The 17,064-nt window shown below is 56.7% G+C and carries 17 protein-coding genes and 1 tRNA gene; 6 read left to right on the top strand and 12 right to left on the bottom strand.

The features are described from left to right. Positions 1–32: 32 nt before the first annotated feature. Positions 33–2,048, top strand: a complete 2,016-nt coding sequence (locus FN806_RS02270; RefSeq protein ID WP_142633601.1) for a ComEC/Rec2 family competence protein — start codon at positions 33–35, stop codon at positions 2,046–2,048. 3 nt (positions 2,049–2,051) lie between these two features. Here FN806_RS02270 and lexA read toward each other — a convergent pair whose 3' ends face one another. The 6 genes from lexA to FN806_RS02300 all read right to left on the bottom strand — a co-directional run bounded on the left by lexA (position 2,052) and on the right by FN806_RS02300 (position 6,876). Then, positions 2,052–2,750: a transcriptional repressor LexA gene (gene lexA / locus FN806_RS02275; RefSeq protein WP_142633603.1), complete on the bottom strand. Its 699-nt coding sequence runs from the start codon at positions 2,748–2,750 to the stop codon at positions 2,052–2,054. 77 nt (positions 2,751–2,827) lie between these two features. Then, positions 2,828–4,000: a molybdopterin molybdotransferase MoeA gene (locus tag FN806_RS02280; RefSeq protein WP_142633605.1), complete on the bottom strand. Its 1,173-nt coding sequence runs from the start codon at positions 3,998–4,000 to the stop codon at positions 2,828–2,830. Beyond that, entirely contained in the window at positions 3,997–4,470 is a 474-nt protein-coding gene (gene moaC, locus FN806_RS02285) for a cyclic pyranopterin monophosphate synthase MoaC (RefSeq protein ID WP_142633607.1), read from the bottom strand. Before moaC ends, FN806_RS02280 begins: the two co-directional genes overlap by 4 nt. Continuing rightward, complete coding sequence (gene trpC, locus FN806_RS02290; RefSeq protein WP_142633609.1) at positions 4,470–5,282, bottom strand: indole-3-glycerol phosphate synthase TrpC; 813 nt, start codon at positions 5,280–5,282, stop codon at positions 4,470–4,472. Before trpC ends, moaC begins: the two co-directional genes overlap by 1 nt. Continuing rightward, positions 5,279–6,298 (bottom strand): anthranilate phosphoribosyltransferase, encoded by a 1,020-nt coding sequence (gene trpD / locus FN806_RS02295; protein WP_142633610.1) that lies wholly within the window; start codon positions 6,296–6,298, stop codon positions 5,279–5,281. Before trpD ends, trpC begins: the two co-directional genes overlap by 4 nt. Next, positions 6,295–6,876, bottom strand: a complete 582-nt coding sequence (locus tag FN806_RS02300; protein WP_142633613.1) for an anthranilate synthase component II — start codon at positions 6,874–6,876, stop codon at positions 6,295–6,297. The genes trpD and FN806_RS02300 overlap by 4 nt, the downstream gene beginning before the upstream one ends. Before the next feature lie 193 nt (positions 6,877–7,069). Here FN806_RS02300 and FN806_RS02305 point away from each other — a divergent pair, with 193 nt between their 5' ends. Further along, positions 7,070–8,461 carry a divergent polysaccharide deacetylase family protein gene (locus FN806_RS02305; RefSeq protein ID WP_142633615.1) on the top strand — a complete coding sequence of 464 codons (1,392 nt, stop codon included), beginning with the start codon at positions 7,070–7,072 and terminating at the stop codon, positions 8,459–8,461. Between the two features lie 50 nt (positions 8,462–8,511). Here FN806_RS02305 and trpE read toward each other — a convergent pair whose 3' ends face one another. The 5 genes from trpE to fabI all read right to left on the bottom strand — a co-directional run bounded on the left by trpE (position 8,512) and on the right by fabI (position 14,492). Further along, complete coding sequence (gene trpE / locus FN806_RS02310) at positions 8,512–10,023, bottom strand: anthranilate synthase component I (protein WP_142633617.1); 1,512 nt, start codon at positions 10,021–10,023, stop codon at positions 8,512–8,514. Positions 10,024–10,037: 14 nt separating this feature from the next. Further along, complete coding sequence (locus tag FN806_RS02315) at positions 10,038–11,879, bottom strand: peptidylprolyl isomerase (protein ID WP_142633618.1); 1,842 nt, start codon at positions 11,877–11,879, stop codon at positions 10,038–10,040. A gap of 81 nt (positions 11,880–11,960) precedes the next feature. Further along, positions 11,961–13,136, bottom strand: a complete 1,176-nt coding sequence (locus FN806_RS02320) for an aminotransferase (RefSeq protein WP_142633620.1) — start codon at positions 13,134–13,136, stop codon at positions 11,961–11,963. A gap of 36 nt (positions 13,137–13,172) precedes the next feature. Next, the gene (gene gpt / locus FN806_RS02325; protein ID WP_142633622.1) at positions 13,173–13,682 is read right to left on the bottom strand and encodes a xanthine phosphoribosyltransferase; all 510 of its coding nucleotides are present in this window, start codon (positions 13,680–13,682) and stop codon (positions 13,173–13,175) included. A gap of 3 nt (positions 13,683–13,685) precedes the next feature. After that, positions 13,686–14,492, bottom strand: coding sequence for an enoyl-ACP reductase FabI (gene fabI / locus FN806_RS02330; protein ID WP_142633624.1), 807 nt, complete (start codon positions 14,490–14,492; stop codon positions 13,686–13,688). Positions 14,493–14,627: 135 nt separating this feature from the next. On the opposite strand from fabI, the gene pdxH reads away from it, so the two are divergent. The 4 genes from pdxH to FN806_RS02350 all read left to right on the top strand — a co-directional run bounded on the left by pdxH (position 14,628) and on the right by FN806_RS02350 (position 16,476). Beyond that, positions 14,628–15,233, top strand: a complete 606-nt coding sequence (gene pdxH, locus FN806_RS02335) for a pyridoxamine 5'-phosphate oxidase (RefSeq protein WP_142633627.1) — start codon at positions 14,628–14,630, stop codon at positions 15,231–15,233. 142 nt (positions 15,234–15,375) lie between these two features. After that, positions 15,376–15,882, top strand: a complete 507-nt coding sequence (locus FN806_RS02340) for a cold-shock protein (RefSeq protein WP_282021219.1) — start codon at positions 15,376–15,378, stop codon at positions 15,880–15,882. 6 nt (positions 15,883–15,888) lie between these two features. Then, positions 15,889–16,356: a DUF192 domain-containing protein gene (locus tag FN806_RS02345; protein WP_142633632.1), complete on the top strand. Its 468-nt coding sequence runs from the start codon at positions 15,889–15,891 to the stop codon at positions 16,354–16,356. A gap of 43 nt (positions 16,357–16,399) precedes the next feature. Next, positions 16,400–16,476: transfer RNA gene (locus FN806_RS02350), tRNA-Pro, on the top strand. 12 nt (positions 16,477–16,488) lie between these two features. Here FN806_RS02350 and FN806_RS02355 read toward each other — a convergent pair. After that, entirely contained in the window at positions 16,489–16,923 is a 435-nt protein-coding gene (locus FN806_RS02355; RefSeq protein WP_142633634.1) for a hypothetical protein, read from the bottom strand. Positions 16,924–17,064: the final 141 nt, after the last annotated feature.

The following is a 17,064-nucleotide window of genomic DNA, read 5'->3' on the forward strand; positions in this document are numbered from 1 at the left end:
CTGTCTAACGAGCCCGAAGGACGGGGGCAACCATGCGTGTTCTGGCACGGGTCGAGACCGCATTACTGAACCAGACAGGCTATTTGTTTCAGTGGTCACCAGTGTGCTTGGCCATTGGCATCGGCCTGTATTTCGCGCTCCGGTTCGAGCCGGGGTGGCAGATTTACGTTTGTTTCAGCGCGGTGATTGTTGCAGCTATGGGGATGGCCCGCAATTCGCGGTCTGGCTGGGCTTCGTTGGCAATCGGGGGGGCGCTGATCGCTGCCGGGTTTATCCTGGCCGGCGCACGTGCCCATGCGGTGGCAGAGCCGGTTCTGTCTTGGCGGTACTATGGCCCGGTCGAGGGACGTGTTGTCGCCATAGACCGCTCTGCGTCGGATGCGCTGCGGGTAACGCTCGATCGGGTGCGGTTAGGGGACGTGCCTTTGGATCGACGCCCGCGGCGCGTCCGACTTTCCCTGCATGGTGGGGATGTCGCACTGGTTCCCGGGCAAAGGATCATGACAACAGGTCATCTGTCGCCGCCTCAGGGGCCGGTAGAGCCCGGCGGTTTCGATTTCCGTCGCCACGCATGGTTTCAACGTTTAGGGGCGGTCGGGTACACGCGCGTACCGGTGTTGTCGGTTGCCCCGCCGGACAGGACCAATCTCCGCATCACGGCGTGGAGGACGGCGATCTCTGAACATGTGCGCGCATTGCTGCCTGGAGAGGTCGGAGGTTTCGCCGCGGCTGTCACGACGGGTGATCGCAGCGGAATGGGGCAGGAAACGCTGAACAATCTACGGGCATCTAATCTGGCTCATCTGTTGGCGATATCCGGATTGCATATGGGGTTGTTGACAGGTTTTGTTTACCTAATTTGCAGGGTCACGCTGTCTGCTGTCCCGGTGCTCGCTCTTAGACTTCCGGTCCGCAAGATTGCAGCGGTTTGCGCCTTGGTCGCGGCGGTTGTTTATCTATTGCTGTCTGGCGGGAATGTCGCAACAGAGCGGGCCTTTATCATGGTCAGCGTAATGCTGGGGGCCATTTTGATCGACAGAAGGTCAATTTCGCTACGCGCGGTGGCCGTCGCTGCCCTTATCGTGCTGTCGTTGCGACCAGAATCTCTGTTAAGCCCCGGTTTTCAGATGTCCTTTGCTGCAACAACGGCACTGGTGGCCGTTTTCGGAGCCTTACGCGGTTTCGGTTCTGCTTTCGGGCCAAAATGGCTACGGCCCATTATCGGGGTGTTGATGTCATCTGCCATAGCGGGGCTTGCCACCGCACCGATTGGGGCGGCGCATTTCAATTCACTGTCTCACTATGGGCTGGTTGCGAATATGCTGTCGGTCCCGGTGATGGGAACCGTCGTGGTTCCTGCGGCCGTTATTGCCGCAATCCTGGCGCCATTCGGGCTTGAGTGGTTTGGGCTGGCGGTCATGGGGGCAGGGTTGGAATGGATTCTGGCGGTTTCAGACTGGATCTCGGGACTGGAAGGTGCGCAAGGTTATGTGGTCAGTCCACCGTCCTACGTCTTGCCCATATTTGCATTGGGCGCGCTGTGGATCGCCTTGTGGCGCGGTGGGGCAAGATGGGTCGGCGTCGCACCTTGCATGGTGGCAATTGCGCTTTGGGGGCACGGTAACCGTCCGGAAGTTTTGGTCGCAGACTCCGGTGGGTTGGTTGGTGTGATGACTGATCAGGGGCGCGCGCTGAGCAAGGAAAAGGGCAGCAAATTTATTGCAACCGTATGGCTTGAAAACGACGGAGACGGCGCGAGCCAGAAAACTGCCGCAAATCGCTGGCCCGATGGGAAAGATCTGTCGCAAAGATATTTCTGGCAGGGCAAAGAGCTGATTCACCTCACTGGCAAACGATCTGCGCGCGAATTCAGCGAATGTGGAGATGACCAAATCGTCATCTCTGCTGTTCCGGTCCAGCTGTCCGGCACCTGTATGGTGATTGATCCCGAGTTGTTGAACAAGACAGGAAGTATTGCACTGTCCGGCGGAAACGTAATGACCAGTGCCGAAGTCATAGGCAAAAGGCTGTGGTCGCCAGACAACTAAAGATCAATAGCTTCGGATGAGCCCAACCAAACGGCCCTGAACCTTGACCTTATCTTCGGGCAGTACACGCGTTTCATAGGCCGGGTTGGCAGCCTCAAGCGCTATCGCCTGACCTCTCCGAAAGAACCGTTTGAGCGTTGCTTCCTGATCTTCGACCAGCGCGACAACGATATCACCATTATCAGCCGCAGAGGTTTCGCGGATGACGACCACATCGCCGTCGTTGATGCCAGCGTCAATCATCGAATCGCCGCGTACTTCAAGTGCGTAGTGCTCGCCTCTGCCGGAAACCATGCTTCCGGGGACGGCAACGCGGTGCGAGACATGGCTGATCGCCTCGATCGGAACACCTGCTGCGATGCGTCCCATGACCGGCAATTCCATTGCGTCTACGGTCACTGGTTCGAAATTCGCGGGGCGTCTGCCTTCGGGCTTGTCACCTTCGATAACACGGGGTTTGAAAGCGACTGTTGGCTCTCCTCCCAGGCTTTCAGGAAGTTTGACGATTTCGATGGCACGGGCACGATGGGCCAGACGACGGATAAAGCCGCGTTCTTCAAGCGCTGTGATCAACCGATGGATGCCGGATTTGGACCGCAGGTCCAGCGCAGCTTTCATTTCATCGAAACTTGGGGGGACGCCATCCGCCTGAACGCGTTTATGGATGAACTCCAACAAATCCAACTGCTTCTTGGTCAGCATTGCTCACACCTCGTCGCTCATGCGTTTTCTTTTGTTCTACGCATGTTCACGTTTTGTGTCAATGATCTTGTAGGGACTCAGATCGGAAGGAACATCACTTCGTCTCCGGCCAGGCGTGCCGGGTCATTGGGTTGCCGAACCAAAAGCGCGTTTGCTTCGGCAAGCACGCTGAGCAGCGAGCTGTCCTGATTTTGGCAGGCTTTAATTCTATCACCAGTCACGATAGCGCGCATGTAATGCTCGCGCGGCCCATTCGCTGGGATAGCCTCAGTTAAATTGGCGCTTTGAAGCGGGGTCAGAACCTGTTCCAGGCCCAGCATCTTACGGATCATCGGGGCAAGAAACAGATAGCTGCAAACCATTGCGCTGACCGGATTACCCGGAAGTCCAACCATCACGCTATCGCCCAAGCGACCGGCCATCAGCGGTTTGCCCGGGCGCATGCGGATTTTGTAAAAACTCCGCTCCAACCCCAGTGCGGTGGAGACCTGAGAGACAAGATCATAATCCCCAACCGAGGCACCGCCGATCGTAACCACCAAATCAACGTCGGCTGCTAGGGCAAAGGCGGTCTCGAGGGACGAAACCGTGTCAGAGGCGATGGGCAGAACCCGCACATGCGCTCCAACATCCTCTAGCAAGGCTTTGATACCAAAGGTGTTTGAGGCGATTATCTGATCCGGTCCCGGTGTTTCGCCGGGCATGATCAATTCATCCCCGGTTGCGATCAGCGCGACCACGGGTTTACGTGCAACCGGCACCATGGGGATATTCATCGCCGCCAAAAGCGCCAGATCCTCGGGGCTCAAACGACGTGGAGCCGTAATCTTGGCGCCAATTTCGAAATCGACGCCTTTTGGACGAATGTTGGATTTAGGGCCCGGCAGATCAGAAATGGTGATTAGGTCACCTCGGCGATCAACATCCTCTTGAATGACAACAAAATCTGCACCTTCAGGAATAGGGGCGCCAGTGAAGATCCGAACCGCCTGTCCGGGTCCAACCTGACCGTCAAATCGCCGACCGGCCGCAGCCTCGCCAATGACTTTGAACATGGCGTGCGGCTCTACCTCGGTCGATTTTACCGCGTAGCCATCCATCGAAGACGAAGCGAATGGCGGCTGATCGCGTGTGGCTGCTACATCCTCGGCCAGTACTCTACCCGCCGCATCCATCAAGGGAGCCGGCTCGGAGGGGAGGGTGTTTACAAGATCGAATAGCTGCGCCCGGGCGCTTTCAACGGTTATCATTTCGCCTCGTAACGACCTGATTTACCACCATCTTTTAGCAAGACGCGAATGCCGCCAATTTCCATTGCCTTATCGACGGCTTTGGCCATGTCGTATATGGTCAGTGCGGCAGTTGAGGCCGCTGTCAGCGCCTCCATTTCCACGCCGGTTTGACCAGATGTCTTGACGGTTGCCTGTACCTGTATGCCGGGTAATTCTGGGTCCAGTGTCAGGTCTACGGTAACTTTGGTCACTGGCAGTGGGTGACATAGTGGGATCAGATCGGGTGTTTTCTTTGCCCCCATGATACCGGCCAGACGTGCAACCCCCAAGACGTCACCTTTTTTGGCGCGACCTTCTGCGATCAAGTCGAACGTATCTTGTGCCATCGTGATATGAGCCGCTGCGACGGCGACACGATCCGTGATGGGCTTGTTCGACACATCGACCATATGAGCCTGTCCCTGGGCATCGAAGTGAGTCAGCGGCATTACATCACACCCGGGCTGAGCGGACGCGACAGCAGATCGTGTGTCGCTGCTGCGACGTCATCCTGACGCATCAGGCTCTCGCCAATTAGAAAACAACGCGCACCGAAACGGGCGATATCGGCCAAGTCTGCTGGAGTGCTCAACCCGCTTTCGCAAACGATGGTCCGGTCAGCGGGTACAAGTTTTGACAGGCGGCGTGTCGTATCAAGAGTGGTCTCGAAGGTCTTGAGATTACGGTTGTTTATCCCAATCAACGGGCTTTTGAGCTGCGTTGCACGTTCCAGCTCGGCTTCATCATGAACTTCAATCAGAACGTCCATGCCCCAGTCAAAGGCGGTCTGTTCCAACTCAGACGCCTGGCTGTCATCAACCGATGCCATGATGATCAGAATACAATCCGCCCCAAGAGCGCGGGCTTCGGCCACCTGATAGGGATCGTACATGAAATCTTTGCGTAGAACCGGCAAAGAACAGGCTGCGCGTGCCTGAACCAGAAACTCTTTGGCACCCTGAAAGCTGGGCGTGTCGGTCAACACGGAAAGGCAGGCAGCGCCACCTTCTTCGTAAGCCTGTGCAAGTGCTGATGGATCAAAGTCAGCGCGGATCAGACCTTTGGAGGGGCTGGCTTTTTTGACTTCTGCAATTAGCCCGTACCCAGTACGTACAGCCATTTGCAAGGCTGATGCGAATCCGCGTGGTTCAGAGGCTGATCTTGCTTCGTTTTCAACAGCTTCCAGAGACTTATTGGCCTTGTCCGAAGCGACTTCTTCGAGCTTGTAAGCTTTGATTTTGTCCAGAACCGTTTCGGTCATGCGGCCTCCTGTGTAATGCGGGCCAGGGCCGCGATCTTGTCTTTGGCTTTTCCGCTGTCGATACTTTCAGCGGCTTTTGCGACACCTTCGCGCAGATCAGCAGCGGCCTCTGCGACGACCAGGGCCGCTGCGGCATTCAACAATACCGCATCGCGATAGGCAGAGGCCTCACCGTCTAGAAGAGCTCGGAAGGCTACTGCGTTTTCTTCGGGGGTTCCGCCGAGAATGTCCTCGAAGGGATGTACCGGCAGCCCTGCATCTTCGGGGTGAAGCTCGACCTCTTTGATTGTGCCGTCTTCGAGGGCCGCAATCCAACTGATACCCGTGATGGTCAATTCGTCTGTGCCGTCCGATCCGTGCACCAGCCATGCGCGTTCGGACCCAAGCAGGCCCAACGTTTCGGCCATCGGGCGGATCAACTCTCGGCTAAAGGCTCCGGTCAACTGCCGCTTGACGCCTGCCGGATTGGTCAGCGGACCGAGAATGTTAAAGATCGTCCGTGTCCCAAGCTCTTGCCGGGTGGGCATGACATGCGCAATCGCCGGGTGATGCATAGGGGCCATCATGAATCCGATGCCGACATCTTGCAGTGCATTTTCAACGGTTTGCGGGCCGACCATAACGTTGATACCCAGCTGACCTAGCGCATCTGCGGCTCCGGATTTAGAACTCAGGTTCCGGTTGCCGTGTTTGGCCACGGTGACACCGGCACCTGCAACCACAAAGGCGGTCGCTGTCGAGATATTCAGCGTTCCCTTGCCGTCACCGCCGGTGCCCACAATATCTATCGCGCCAGCTGGTGCCTGAACTGCATTGCATTTTGCACGCATCACGGCAGCGGCGGCGGCATATTCATCGACGGTCTCACCGCGTGTGCGCATGGCCATCAAAAGTCCGCCGATTTGGCTGGGTGTTGCGGCGCCGTCAAACAGGATCCCAAAGGCTTCTTCCGCTTCGGCGCGTGTCAGGGGGCGGTCGGCGGCAACTCCGATCAGCGGTTTCAGGGCGTCGCTCATGCGGGAACTTTCATCTCGGACAGGAAATTCTTGAGCAACGCGTGGCCGTGCTCGGAAGCGATGGATTCCGGGTGGAACTGTACGCCATGAATGGGCAGTTCGCGGTGCTGGAGGCCCATTATGGTGCCATCTTCCAATTCCGCCGTAATCTCCAGGCAATCGGGCAGGGTATCGCGATCCACAATCAGCGAATGATAGCGCGTCGCCTCAAACGGCGTGGGCAGGCCCGCGAACACACCTTTACCGGTGTGGTGCATTGTTCCCATTTTGCCATGCACAATCTCATGGCAACGCGTGACTTTTCCACCGAAAACCTGACCTATGGTCTGATGGCCAAGGCAGACACCCAACAAAGGCGTCCGTGTTTCGGCGGCTGCCTCGGTCAGGGCAAGGCAAATGCCTGCCCGGTCAGGGTCGCAAGGGCCAGGGCTGAGCAGGATGCCAGCGGGGTTCATGGCCATCGCTTCTTGCACGTCCAGCGCGTCATTCCTTCGAATGACCATTTCCGAGCCAAGTTCGCCTAAATAATGTACGAGGTTGTAGGTAAATGAGTCGTAGTTGTCGATCAGCAGCAGCATTTGGCTCTTGTCTCGTGTTGGTCATTTCGGGCTGGCGATGCAACCCAAGGCCACGGTATAGTGTTGGCACATACATGCTCAGGCTTGTGGGGCAGCGTCAAGGGTGCATCCCGAACTTGGCGGTCCTGCAGGCAGGTGCCACAACAGATGGTGCAAGGGCAAGGCAGCAGGACTAAGGCGAGAGGCAAATATTATGGGCGGATTTGTCGGCGGAATGATCGCAGGCGCAGTTGTCGTTGTGGTGCTGGGGGCAGTCTTATCGCTCAACGCGCCGCTGTCGAAAAAGCCGTCCATAGCGACAGTCGCACCAGAACCTGCACCGGTGCAGACGTCGGAGAGCTCCGAGGTTGTCGCTGAGGCGGGTGCAGATGCCGATCTGCTCAAACTCCCTGCGCAGACGCCCGAGAATGAAGTCGAAGAAGAGGATTCTCTGGCCGGTTTATCCGAAGCAGAGAACGCCCCGGACAGCCAGCCGGTAGTGAATGACGTAAGCGTTCCGGTCGAAGCGCCGACGCCGAGCGAGGCGGATTCCGTAAGCATCTCGAGTGAGGCCCCGGTCGTTCCGCGAATGCCTGTCCCCGTTCAGCCTGCGCCGCTTGCCGACCTCAGCCCAGATGCCGCAGAAGATGCCCCTGAGCCACCGGCTGATCAGGTTGCTCTTGCCGAGCCCTTGCCCGAAGTCTCGCCTTCGGAATCAATCGAGCTGGAGGTGAATCCGGAGGATAGCCCAATCGCAGTGGAAGGGGACGAGGACACGCTGCCCAGTCAGCCTCTACCGCGTATCGCCTCGGTTCCGCAGATCGGCGCAGAGGACAACTCGTCGGGAAATACCACTATCGGGCGTCGTGTAGTGCCTTTGACTGAACGAGATGATGAAGCAGCCCAAGATCCGCAGGAAGAGGTTCCTGTAGGTAAACCGATCGAGGCCTTCGCAGAGAAGTTTGACAATCCGGATTCCAAACCCCTCATGTCGATCATTCTGATTGACGATGAGGGTGCATATGGCGCCGAGGCGCTTCAGGATTTCCCATATCCGCTTACGTTTGCGGTGCGCCCATCAGACCCCGATGCAGCTGAGAAAATGGCTCGACATCGGGCGGCCGGGTTCGAAGTGATGGTCACTGCTGACCTGCCCAAGGCGGCCAGCGCACAGGATGCTGAGGTATCGCTTTCGGTGTGGCTTGAAGCGTTGCCCGAAACGGTAGGAATTCTTGAAGGTGATGGATCCGGCATCCAAGGTAACCGGAAACTGGCGGATCAGGTCGCCGCCATCGCCGGTGGAACGGGTCGAGGACTGATCACTCAGGATAACGGGCTCAACACGGTACAGAAGTTGGCCTCCCGTAATGGAATTCCGTCTGCGGTAATTTTCAGGGATATCGACGGCGCGCGGCAGGATGCAAAAATCATGCGACGTTTCCTGGACCAGGCTGCGTTCCGGGCCGGGCAGGAGGGCACTGTTGTCATGTTGGGCCGGTTGCGCCCGGATACCATATCGGCCTTGCTGCTTTGGGGTCTGGAAGATCGCGGAGGCCGCGTTGCAATGGCGCCTATTTCGGCGGTGATGATGCAAGGGGCGCAATAAGCCCGATCACATCCTTCCCCGAAACAGGCAGCCCAGACGGGCTGCCTTTATCAATTCTTGCCGGACAGCGTAAATCGGGCCGCGTCAGCCGCAGCGCGTCTGATGGCGTTGGACTTGTGGACGGTTTCCATGAATTCAGCCTCTGGATCGCTATCATACACAACGCCACCACCGGCCTGAATATATAGCTTTTGATCCTGAACGATGGCCGTTCGCAGGGCGATACACATGTCCATGTCTCCGCCGGCGCTGAAATAGCCGACGCCGCCGCCGTAGACACCGCGTTTTTCCGGCTCAAGCTCATCAATGATTTCCATGGCTCGTACCTTGGGCGCGCCCGAGACCGTCCCCGCAGGCATTCCCGCAAAAAAGGCGTCCAGCGCATCCTTACCCTCGGCCAGCTCACCCACAACGTTTGAAACGATGTGCATAACATGGCTGTACCGTTCAATGATGAACTCTTCGGTCGGGCGCACCGTTCCGATCTTTGAAACCCGCCCGGTGTCATTGCGGCCTAGATCCAACAGCATCAGATGTTCGGCCAGTTCTTTCTTGTCGGCCAGCAATTCAATCTCGTAAGCTTTGTCCTCTTCCGGGGTCGCTCCACGTGGACGCGTCCCGGCGATGGGTCGTATGGTGACTTCATTGCCAAACACGCGCACCAGGATTTCCGGGCTGGCGCCGATCACCTGAAACCCGCCAAAGTTAAAATAGAACATGAAGGGCGACGGGTTTGTTCGCCGAAGCGACCGGTACAGCGCAAATGGAGGCAGCGGGAAATCCTGCGTCCAGCGTTGCGCTGGCACTACCTGAAAGATATCGCCAGCTCGAATGTATTCCTTGGCTTTCTCGACTGCTTCCAGATAGCCGGACTTGGTAAAATTCGAGACGGGTGGAGCGACTTCGTACGCATCGCCAAGGTCGCGTGTTTCAGCAGGCATCGCCCGCTCCAGATCGCGCACTGCGTCCATGACGCGCTCGGCGGCCTGGGCATACGCAGCCTTGGCTGACTGGCCATCGCTGACCCAGGCGGGGGAAACGACCGTGACTTCGCCCTTCACACCATCCAGAACCGCGACGACAGAAGGACGCAGCATGACAGCATCCGGCAGGCCCAGAGGGTCGGGGTTGATGTTCGGCAGATGCTCGACCAAGCGCACCATGTCATAACCGAGATAGCCAAATAGTCCCGCCGCAGCTTGTGGAAGGTCGTCAGGCAGCTCAATCCGGCTTTCGGCCAGAAGCGTCCGAAGGTTGTCCATCGGATCGCCATCCTGCGCCGTGAAAGCGTCCGGGTCGAACCGGGCCGAGCGGTTCAGTTCCGAGGTCTCAGCGCGACAGCGCCAGATCAGGTCGGGTTTCATACCGATGATCGAATACCGTCCGCGGACCTCGCCACCAGTTACCGACTCGAGCATAAAGGCGTCTTTTTGCGCGCCGGTCAGTTTCAGCATCAAGGAGACAGGCGTATCAAGATCGGCTGCCAGACGGGTGTAAACGACCTGGTTCTCGCCGGCCTCATAAGCACGGGCGAAGCTGTCAAACTCGGGGGTCAGGGCCATATTCGGTCTCTTAATTAATAGCTCGCCTGAACGGCGTTCAGTGCTTGCTGATCCACCACAGGACGGGCGCGGGCCTGGGCGTCGCGAACATAGGCATCGAAAATGTTCTGTGCCAGAGCCTGATTCAGCTGAGCGGCCAGCGCTTGTTGAACCTGACGGCGTTCATCGGTCTCGGCAGGGGGCAACAATTCGTCAAGTCGAACGATCAACGCGACCCCGGCACCGGGAACGACGCGATAGCTTCCTAATTCCATGTCGAACACTTCCGGCATGAAACCTGAGGGTACATCTTCTAGAAATGCAGTACGTGTCAGAGCGTTTTCCACGCGGTGAGGTAGGCCGGTCGTGGTGAAATCCCCGTTCTCCTGCAACTGCTCCAACACGGCATTCGCGTGGTCTTCCAACGCTTTGTCAGTTTGAACCTGTGTCCAGGCCACCGCAACACGATCACGCGCTGATTCCAGCGGTTCAGGCCGACGAGGCAACGTTTCGTTCAGGCGCAGCGCAAAGATCGAACCGTCCTCAAGGAATGCAATCTCGGGAAAATCTCCGTCTTGCACGGCTTCGGCTGCACTGCGGAAACCGTCATATGCGGCCACGCCATCCTGACTGGCGCGAGTCCAGTCGATCTGTCCCAGCTCCATCCCAGTCTCGGCTGCCAACTCCTCAAGTGTTGCCCCGCCTGCAAGCAGGTCATTGATGTCTTCGGACTGAGCCTCGATCTGGCGGCGCGCACGGTCTGCGGCCAACTCTTCGCGCAGAGCTGGGGCGGCGTCTTCGAAGGGAGTGTTGTTCTCAGCCAGCGAGCCGTTGATACGGAAAAGGGCAGGGCCGAATACCGAGGGCAGAGGTCCAACAACAGTGTCCAGTTCAGCCGCGAAAATGGCCTCGGCCGCATCGCCTAGGTCGTCGCGGGTAACGTCGCCCAGATCCACGTCGCTCAGCTCAAGCTCACGGTCACGGACAAGTTGTTCGAAGGTTGTCCCGCCAACTTCAATCTGTGCCATGGCATCTTGCGCAGCGGCGTCATCAGAAAAAGAAAGGCGTTCAACAAGGCGGCGTTCGGGTTGCTGAAACTCGTCTGCGCGCTGTTCGAAAAGCCGGAGAACTGAATCTTCGTCCACCTCGACACTATCCAGCAGCATATTGGGCGACAGAATCGTATAGGTCAGTTTTTTGGTGCGGGGCAGAGAAAACTGGTCCTGGTTCTCGTCGTAATAGGCCTGGATTTGTTCATCGGTTGGGGTTGCAACCGGCTCTGCCAAAGCTTCGGGCGAAACGGTTGCAACAGTAAAGCTGCGGCGGGCACCGACAAAATCTGTCAGAACTTCAGTCAGGATTGAGGGCATTTCTACTCCGCTGACCACGGCATCCTGCACGATGGTCCGCGCAGATTCTTTCCTCAGATCGGTTTCAAACTCGGTGTCGGTCATGCCAACCTGTTCAAGCTGAAAGCGATATGCCTCACGGTCGAAAGAACCATCAGGCCCCTGAAACGCAGGGATCGAGACGATTTCTTCCTGCAAATTTTCATCGCCGATCGAAATACCCAGCAGACCAACTTCGTTATCCAAAGCAGCCAGAGCGGTGAGGCGCGACAGAGCCAGCTGGTCCAAGCCAAAATCGCGGGCCTGTGACATTTGCAGGGGCTGGCCGGTCTGGCTTTCGACCGCGCGGATTTCGCGCTGAAGTTCGCGGACGTAATCGTCAATCGAGATATCTTCGTTGCCCACCTGTGCGACAGTGCGCACAGTTCCAGTCAGGCTGGTGGCGCCAAATCCTGCAAGGCCCAGCATCAAAAGACCCATGAGGATCCAGACAAAGGTCTTTGATAGATTTTTCATGCCTGCGGCCATGGTGCCCTCTTGTTTTATTCGGCAAGTATTTGCCCTGTCGGTTGCGGCCCTGAATACGACGCGCACCGCCGGGGGGCAAGCTTAGAAGGAGAGAGCGTGCAGGCGGTCAAACAATACCGTAATTCCGTTGCGATCAAGATTGGCAAATGCGATGCGGACCTGTCGTTTTCCGGCCGGGTCGTGATCGGGCATGAACATCGTGCCTGGAAGCAACAGAATGCTGGCATCCGTGACCAGCTGACGGGCTAAATCATCTGAAGAGATGTCAAACGGGTGTTCGAAATAGGCAAAATAGGCGCCCAACCCAAGCAACCGCCATCCTTTACCGGTCAGTTTGGGAAGTTGTCTTGTAATGACAGCGCGACGGTCGAGGATTTCCCTTCGTTCATCGGCCAGCCATTGCGACAGGTTTTGCATCCCCCAAAGCGCACCAAACTGACCGATTTGGTTTGGACAGATCGCGACGGTATCCAGAAATTTCTCAATCTCAGACAGCAGCGACGGACTGGTCGCAACAGCACCTACTCTGTGACCGGTCAGACGGTAGGCCTTTGAAAACGAATATAGATGAATCAGAGTGTCATCCCAGCCCGGCTGAGCGAACAGATCATGGGGCGGGCCGCTGCGGCTGTCGAAATCGCGGTAGGTCTCATCAACCAAAAGCTTAATTCCGGTTTCGCGCGACAGTTCGAAAAACGCGCGCAGCAGCTCAGCCGGGTATTCGACACCGCCGGGATTGTTCGGGGTGACCAGAGCAATGGCGCGGGTCTTATCCGTTATCAAATCCCGCGCCGCGTTCACCTCTGGCAACAGTCCATCATCAGTTCTCAGATCAATGGCGTTAACACCTGTCATATCCAGCCACATTTTATGGTTGAAATACCACGGCGTGGGCAGAATGACTTCATCCCCTTGGTCTGTGATGGAGGAAATCGCAGCGGCGAAGGCCTGATTGCAGCCAGAAGTAATGGCAACCTGTTCCTGTACGACAGGTGCGCCATAATGATCCGAAATCTGGCTGGCCAGCTCAGACCTGAGGGCGCTGTTGCCCAGAACCGGGCCATAGAGATGAGCGGAATCCTCGATCGACGCATAAGCCGCCATCGCCTGACGCATCTCAAGTGGCGGCGGATCGACTGGGGCCGCCTGACTTACGTTTATCAAGGGCCGGTCTTCAGGGAAGGTCACGCCTTCGATCCACCGGCGCGCCTCCATGACTGGGGGCGGAAAGGTGGCGGCGGTGCGTGTCCGTGTCATCTCAGTGCCCCAGTCAGTTGCTGCGCTTGGGCCGGATCAATCCGTGCCCCGGTAGGGTTCGACATATTGCAAAGCCATATCCCACGGGAAGAAAATCCAAGTGTCCTGGCTGACTTCGGTGATGAAAGTGTCAACCATCGGGCGGCCTTTCGGCTTGGCATAAACAGTCGCGAAATGCGCCTTGGGATACATCGCCCGCACCAGTTCCAGAGTTTTGCCACTGTCGACCAGATCGTCGACAATCAGGATTCCGGTGCCGTCGCCCATGAGGTCAGCGTCGGGTGCTTTGAGCACTTCGGCTTCGCCTTGATCCTGATGATGGTAGGAGCGCACGCTGATCGTGTCGACTGTGCGAATGTCCAGCTCGCGGCTGACAATCATCGCCGGTGCCATACCGCCACGGGTAATGGCAACGACGCCACGCCAGGCCCCATCATTCGGACCTTGCCCATCCAGCCGCCAAGCGAGCGCTCGGGAATCGCGGTGAATCTGATCCCAGCTGATGTGAAAGCCTTTTTCGTGGGGCAGGCGGTCCTTGGCACTCATGATTCAACCCTTCTCAACGTCTGGAGCATCAACGGCTTTCATACCGACGATGTGGTATCCCGAATCCACATGCAGGTTCTCACCAGTGACACCGCCGCTTAGATCGGAAAGCAGATACAGCGCCGAGTTGCCCACATCGTCGATGGTCACATTGCGGCGCAGGGGTGAGTTATATTCGTTCCACTTCATGATATAGCGGAAGTCGCCGATACCGCTGGCGGCCAGTGTCTTGATCGGCCCGGCCGAGATCGCATTCACACGAATGCCGTCCTTGCCTAAATCCTCGGCCAGATATTTGACCGATGCTTCCAGCGCGGCTTTGGCAACGCCCATGACATTATAATGCGGCATCACCTGTTCGGCGCCGTAATAGGTCAGGGTGATGGCGCTGCCGCCTTCGGTCATCATCTTTTCGGCACGCTGCATCACGGCGGTAAAGGAATAAACCGACACGTCCATCGTGAGGTTGAAATTCGCCCGCGACGTATCAACGTAGCGCCCGCGTAGCTCATTCTTGTCTGAAAAACCGATTGCGTGGACAACAAAGTCCAGCTTTCCCCATTTCTCGGACAGCGCATCGAACAATCCGTCGATCGAGGCTTCATCGCTGACATCGCAGGGCAGGACGATTTCACTGCCCAGCTGTGCCGCCAGTGGGTCAACGCGCTTTTTCAAGGCATCCCCTTGATATGAGAATGCTAACTCGGCCCCGGCCTCGGACAAGGCGCGGGCGATTCCCCATGCGATTGATTTGTCATTGGCCAGTCCCATGATGAGGCCGCGCTTTCCGGCCATCAACTGATTTGACATGTTCGGTTCTCCGCCTGTCTTCGCGTTATGTTGCGTTGGTTTATGCCATTGGCTGGTCTGCTTCAAGGCCGTGCACTCTTGCCCGTGGCGGGAACTCGCCCTAGGGTATCCCTCAATAGTTTCCAGGGGATGGAAATGAGCGAACGTGATGGCATCTTCGCAGGAACCGACCCATTTGCAATAGCAGGGCGGTGGCTGGGCGAAGCTGTGAAGAGTGAACCCAACGATCCTAACGCGATTGCACTGGCAACCGTGGGCGAAGATGGTATGCCCAATGTACGAATGGTGCTGTTGAAAGAGATCGAAGCCGACGCCTTCGTTTTCTACACAAATTACGAAAGTGCCAAGGCAGGCGAGTTGGACAATGCTGGCAAGGCGGCCTTCGTGATGCATTGGAAATCTTTGCGGCGTCAAATCCGCGTTCGTGGTACAATCACGCGCGAAGATGGACCAAAGGCTGATGAATATTATGCCTCCAGGTCATTGAAAAGTCGGCTTGGTGCATGGGCGTCCAAGCAATCTCAGCCGCTTAGCAGCCGTTCCGCGCTGATGGCGGATGTGGCGAAAGTGACAGCAAGGCTTGGCCCTAACCCTCCGCGCCCTAAATTTTGGGGTGGTTACCGGCTTGTGCCGACGGAAATTGAATTCTGGGCAGACGGCGCATTTCGTCTGCATGACAGGTTCAGGTGGTGCCGGGATGACGCTGCTTCGGAATGGCAGATTCAGAGGTTGAATCCATGACGTTCACGTGTCGCGAATTGCAATGCGCAGATAACAAAGGGATTTTTCACCTTGAATTTGCGCGTCAATCCCATACACATCGGACCCTTAACAAAGTGAAAAAAAACGCAGTGGGACCACAGTGCCAGAAGATCTGAACAACATGTACCGCGTCCGAGGACACGTTAAATGGTTCGACCCTGCCAAAGGATACGGCTTTGTCGTATCGGATGAAGGTGGGCCGGATATTCTGCTGCACGTAAACGTTTTGCGTAATTTCGGTCAAAGCTCGGTTGCAGACGGGGCAGGCATCGAAATTATGACGCATCGCACTGATCGCGGTGTGCAAGCTGTCGAAGTCATCAGCGTCGATCCGCCAGCGCGCGCCGATACGATGATGCTCGCGGATTTTGCTGAACTTGATCCAGTTGAGATTGCAGCGGCTCCTTTGGTGGCTGCGCGGGTTAAGTGGTTCGACAAGGGCAAAGGGTTTGGCTTCGCTAATGTATTCGGGCGTGGCGAGGATGTGTTCCTGCATATTGAGGTTCTACGCCGTTCGGGGCTTGCGGATCTGCAACCCGGTGAAGCATTGGCCATGCGGGTCATAGACGGACAGCGTGGTCGGATGGCGGCCCAGGTTATGGCCTGGGAAGCAGCTATGGATGACTGATCTGCCATGGCAGGGCTTTTCAAGGTTCTGACTGTCGTCTTGTTACTTTGGGCCGGTGGCGCAGAAGCCGCCTGTCGTACAGATCGTGTTAGCCTGAAAAATGATAAGTCCCAAATCGGCTTTGATATTGAACTCGCCGTGTCGCCACAGGAGCGATCGCGCGGACTCATGTTTCGAGAATCGCTTCCGGTACGTTCAGGGATGCTGTTTGTATTCGACCCGCCGCAACCTGTTGCGTTCTGGATGAAGAACACGCTGATTCCTCTGGACCTGATCTTCATAGATAAGACGGGTATGGTAACGAAAGTTCATCACAACGCGATTCCCGGTGATTTGACCCCCATCGGAGGGGGCGATTCGGTATTCGCGGTGTTGGAAATCAACGCTGGTCTCGCAGATCGTTATCTGATCACGCCTGGAACACAGATCCAGCACAAAGTTTTTTCACATGGTCCGGCGATTTGGCCCTGTTAGGGCTTTTCAAATCAGAACGGCACGGTTAGGAAGGCGCACGGTTCGGGGCGTGGCGCAGTCTGGTAGCGCACCTGTTTTGGGTACAGGGGGTCGTAGGTTCGAATCCTGCCGCCCCGACCACTTCTTCAAAAATTAAAATGGCGACCCACCCATCGTTCGATAGATGGCGCTAAGGGTTTTATCCAATTCTTTGCTTTCTACAGGGACTTTTGCAGCAGGCCCTGTTTCGCGCGGCACATTAAAAAACAGATCCGCTTCAACTAGATAGCCACCTGCGTTTTTTTCGGCGGTCAGCCGAGTCACACTTTTGGGTAGGTTCTGTGGATAGCCGTCATAGTTGAGAATCAGGTAGGCTGTGGTCTTCGGAGGCAGAAGTTCCTGACACTCGAACTGACGATTTCCGATTTTCCTAAATTCCTCACCCGGGCCGTTGCAAGATGTCTCGAACGTAGCAAACAACTTGTCTGGAAAGGCTGAGAACTGCGCGCTGCGCGATGTGGCGGGCGTTTCTTGTGGTGTGCAGGCCACGATCAGGACAAACAGGGAAATTATTCGAAACGCGGTCATTGATCGGTCTGCCCTTTGTTGGATGTGCTTTTACGCGCACCTCTGAATAATGTCGAAATCGGCCGGATGCTGATTCTATTTCAACCTAGACATCTTAAGGCTGGTTTATCAAATCCCGATAAGTAAGCCGGAAAGAACGGT

The organism is Ruegeria faecimaris (assembly GCF_900182615.1).
In the GTDB taxonomy this organism is placed as follows: domain Bacteria; phylum Pseudomonadota; class Alphaproteobacteria; order Rhodobacterales; family Rhodobacteraceae; genus Ruegeria; species Ruegeria faecimaris.

Coding starts and splice junctions, on each gene's coding strand:
- FN806_RS02305 (WP_142633615.1), top strand. CDS start 7,070: ATGGGCGGATTTGTCGGCGGAATGATCGCAGGCGCAGTTGTCGTTGTG.
- trpE (WP_142633617.1), bottom strand. CDS start 10,023: ATGGCCCTGACCCCCGAGTTTGACAGCTTCGCCCGTGCTTATGAGGCC.
- gpt (WP_142633622.1), bottom strand. CDS start 13,682: ATGAGTGCCAAGGACCGCCTGCCCCACGAAAAAGGCTTTCACATCAGC.
- trpC (WP_142633609.1), bottom strand. CDS start 5,282: ATGACCGAAACGGTTCTGGACAAAATCAAAGCTTACAAGCTCGAAGAA.
- pdxH (WP_142633627.1), top strand. CDS start 14,628: ATGAGCGAACGTGATGGCATCTTCGCAGGAACCGACCCATTTGCAATA.
- FN806_RS02355 (WP_142633634.1), bottom strand. CDS start 16,923: ATGACCGCGTTTCGAATAATTTCCCTGTTTGTCCTGATCGTGGCCTGC.
- FN806_RS02340 (WP_282021219.1), top strand. CDS start 15,376: ATGTACCGCGTCCGAGGACACGTTAAATGGTTCGACCCTGCCAAAGGA.
- FN806_RS02270 (WP_142633601.1), top strand. CDS start 33: ATGCGTGTTCTGGCACGGGTCGAGACCGCATTACTGAACCAGACAGGC.
- FN806_RS02315 (WP_142633618.1), bottom strand. CDS start 11,879: ATGGCCGCAGGCATGAAAAATCTATCAAAGACCTTTGTCTGGATCCTC.
- fabI (WP_142633624.1), bottom strand. CDS start 14,492: ATGTCAAATCAGTTGATGGCCGGAAAGCGCGGCCTCATCATGGGACTG.
- FN806_RS02320 (WP_142633620.1), bottom strand. CDS start 13,136: ATGACACGGACACGCACCGCCGCCACCTTTCCGCCCCCAGTCATGGAG.
- FN806_RS02345 (WP_142633632.1), top strand. CDS start 15,889: ATGGCAGGGCTTTTCAAGGTTCTGACTGTCGTCTTGTTACTTTGGGCC.
- moaC (WP_142633607.1), bottom strand. CDS start 4,470: ATGCCGCTGACTCACTTCGATGCCCAGGGACAGGCTCATATGGTCGAT.
- lexA (WP_142633603.1), bottom strand. CDS start 2,750: ATGCTGACCAAGAAGCAGTTGGATTTGTTGGAGTTCATCCATAAACGC.
- FN806_RS02300 (WP_142633613.1), bottom strand. CDS start 6,876: ATGCTGCTGCTGATCGACAACTACGACTCATTTACCTACAACCTCGTA.
- trpD (WP_142633610.1), bottom strand. CDS start 6,298: ATGAGCGACGCCCTGAAACCGCTGATCGGAGTTGCCGCCGACCGCCCC.
- FN806_RS02280 (WP_142633605.1), bottom strand. CDS start 4,000: ATGATAACCGTTGAAAGCGCCCGGGCGCAGCTATTCGATCTTGTAAAC.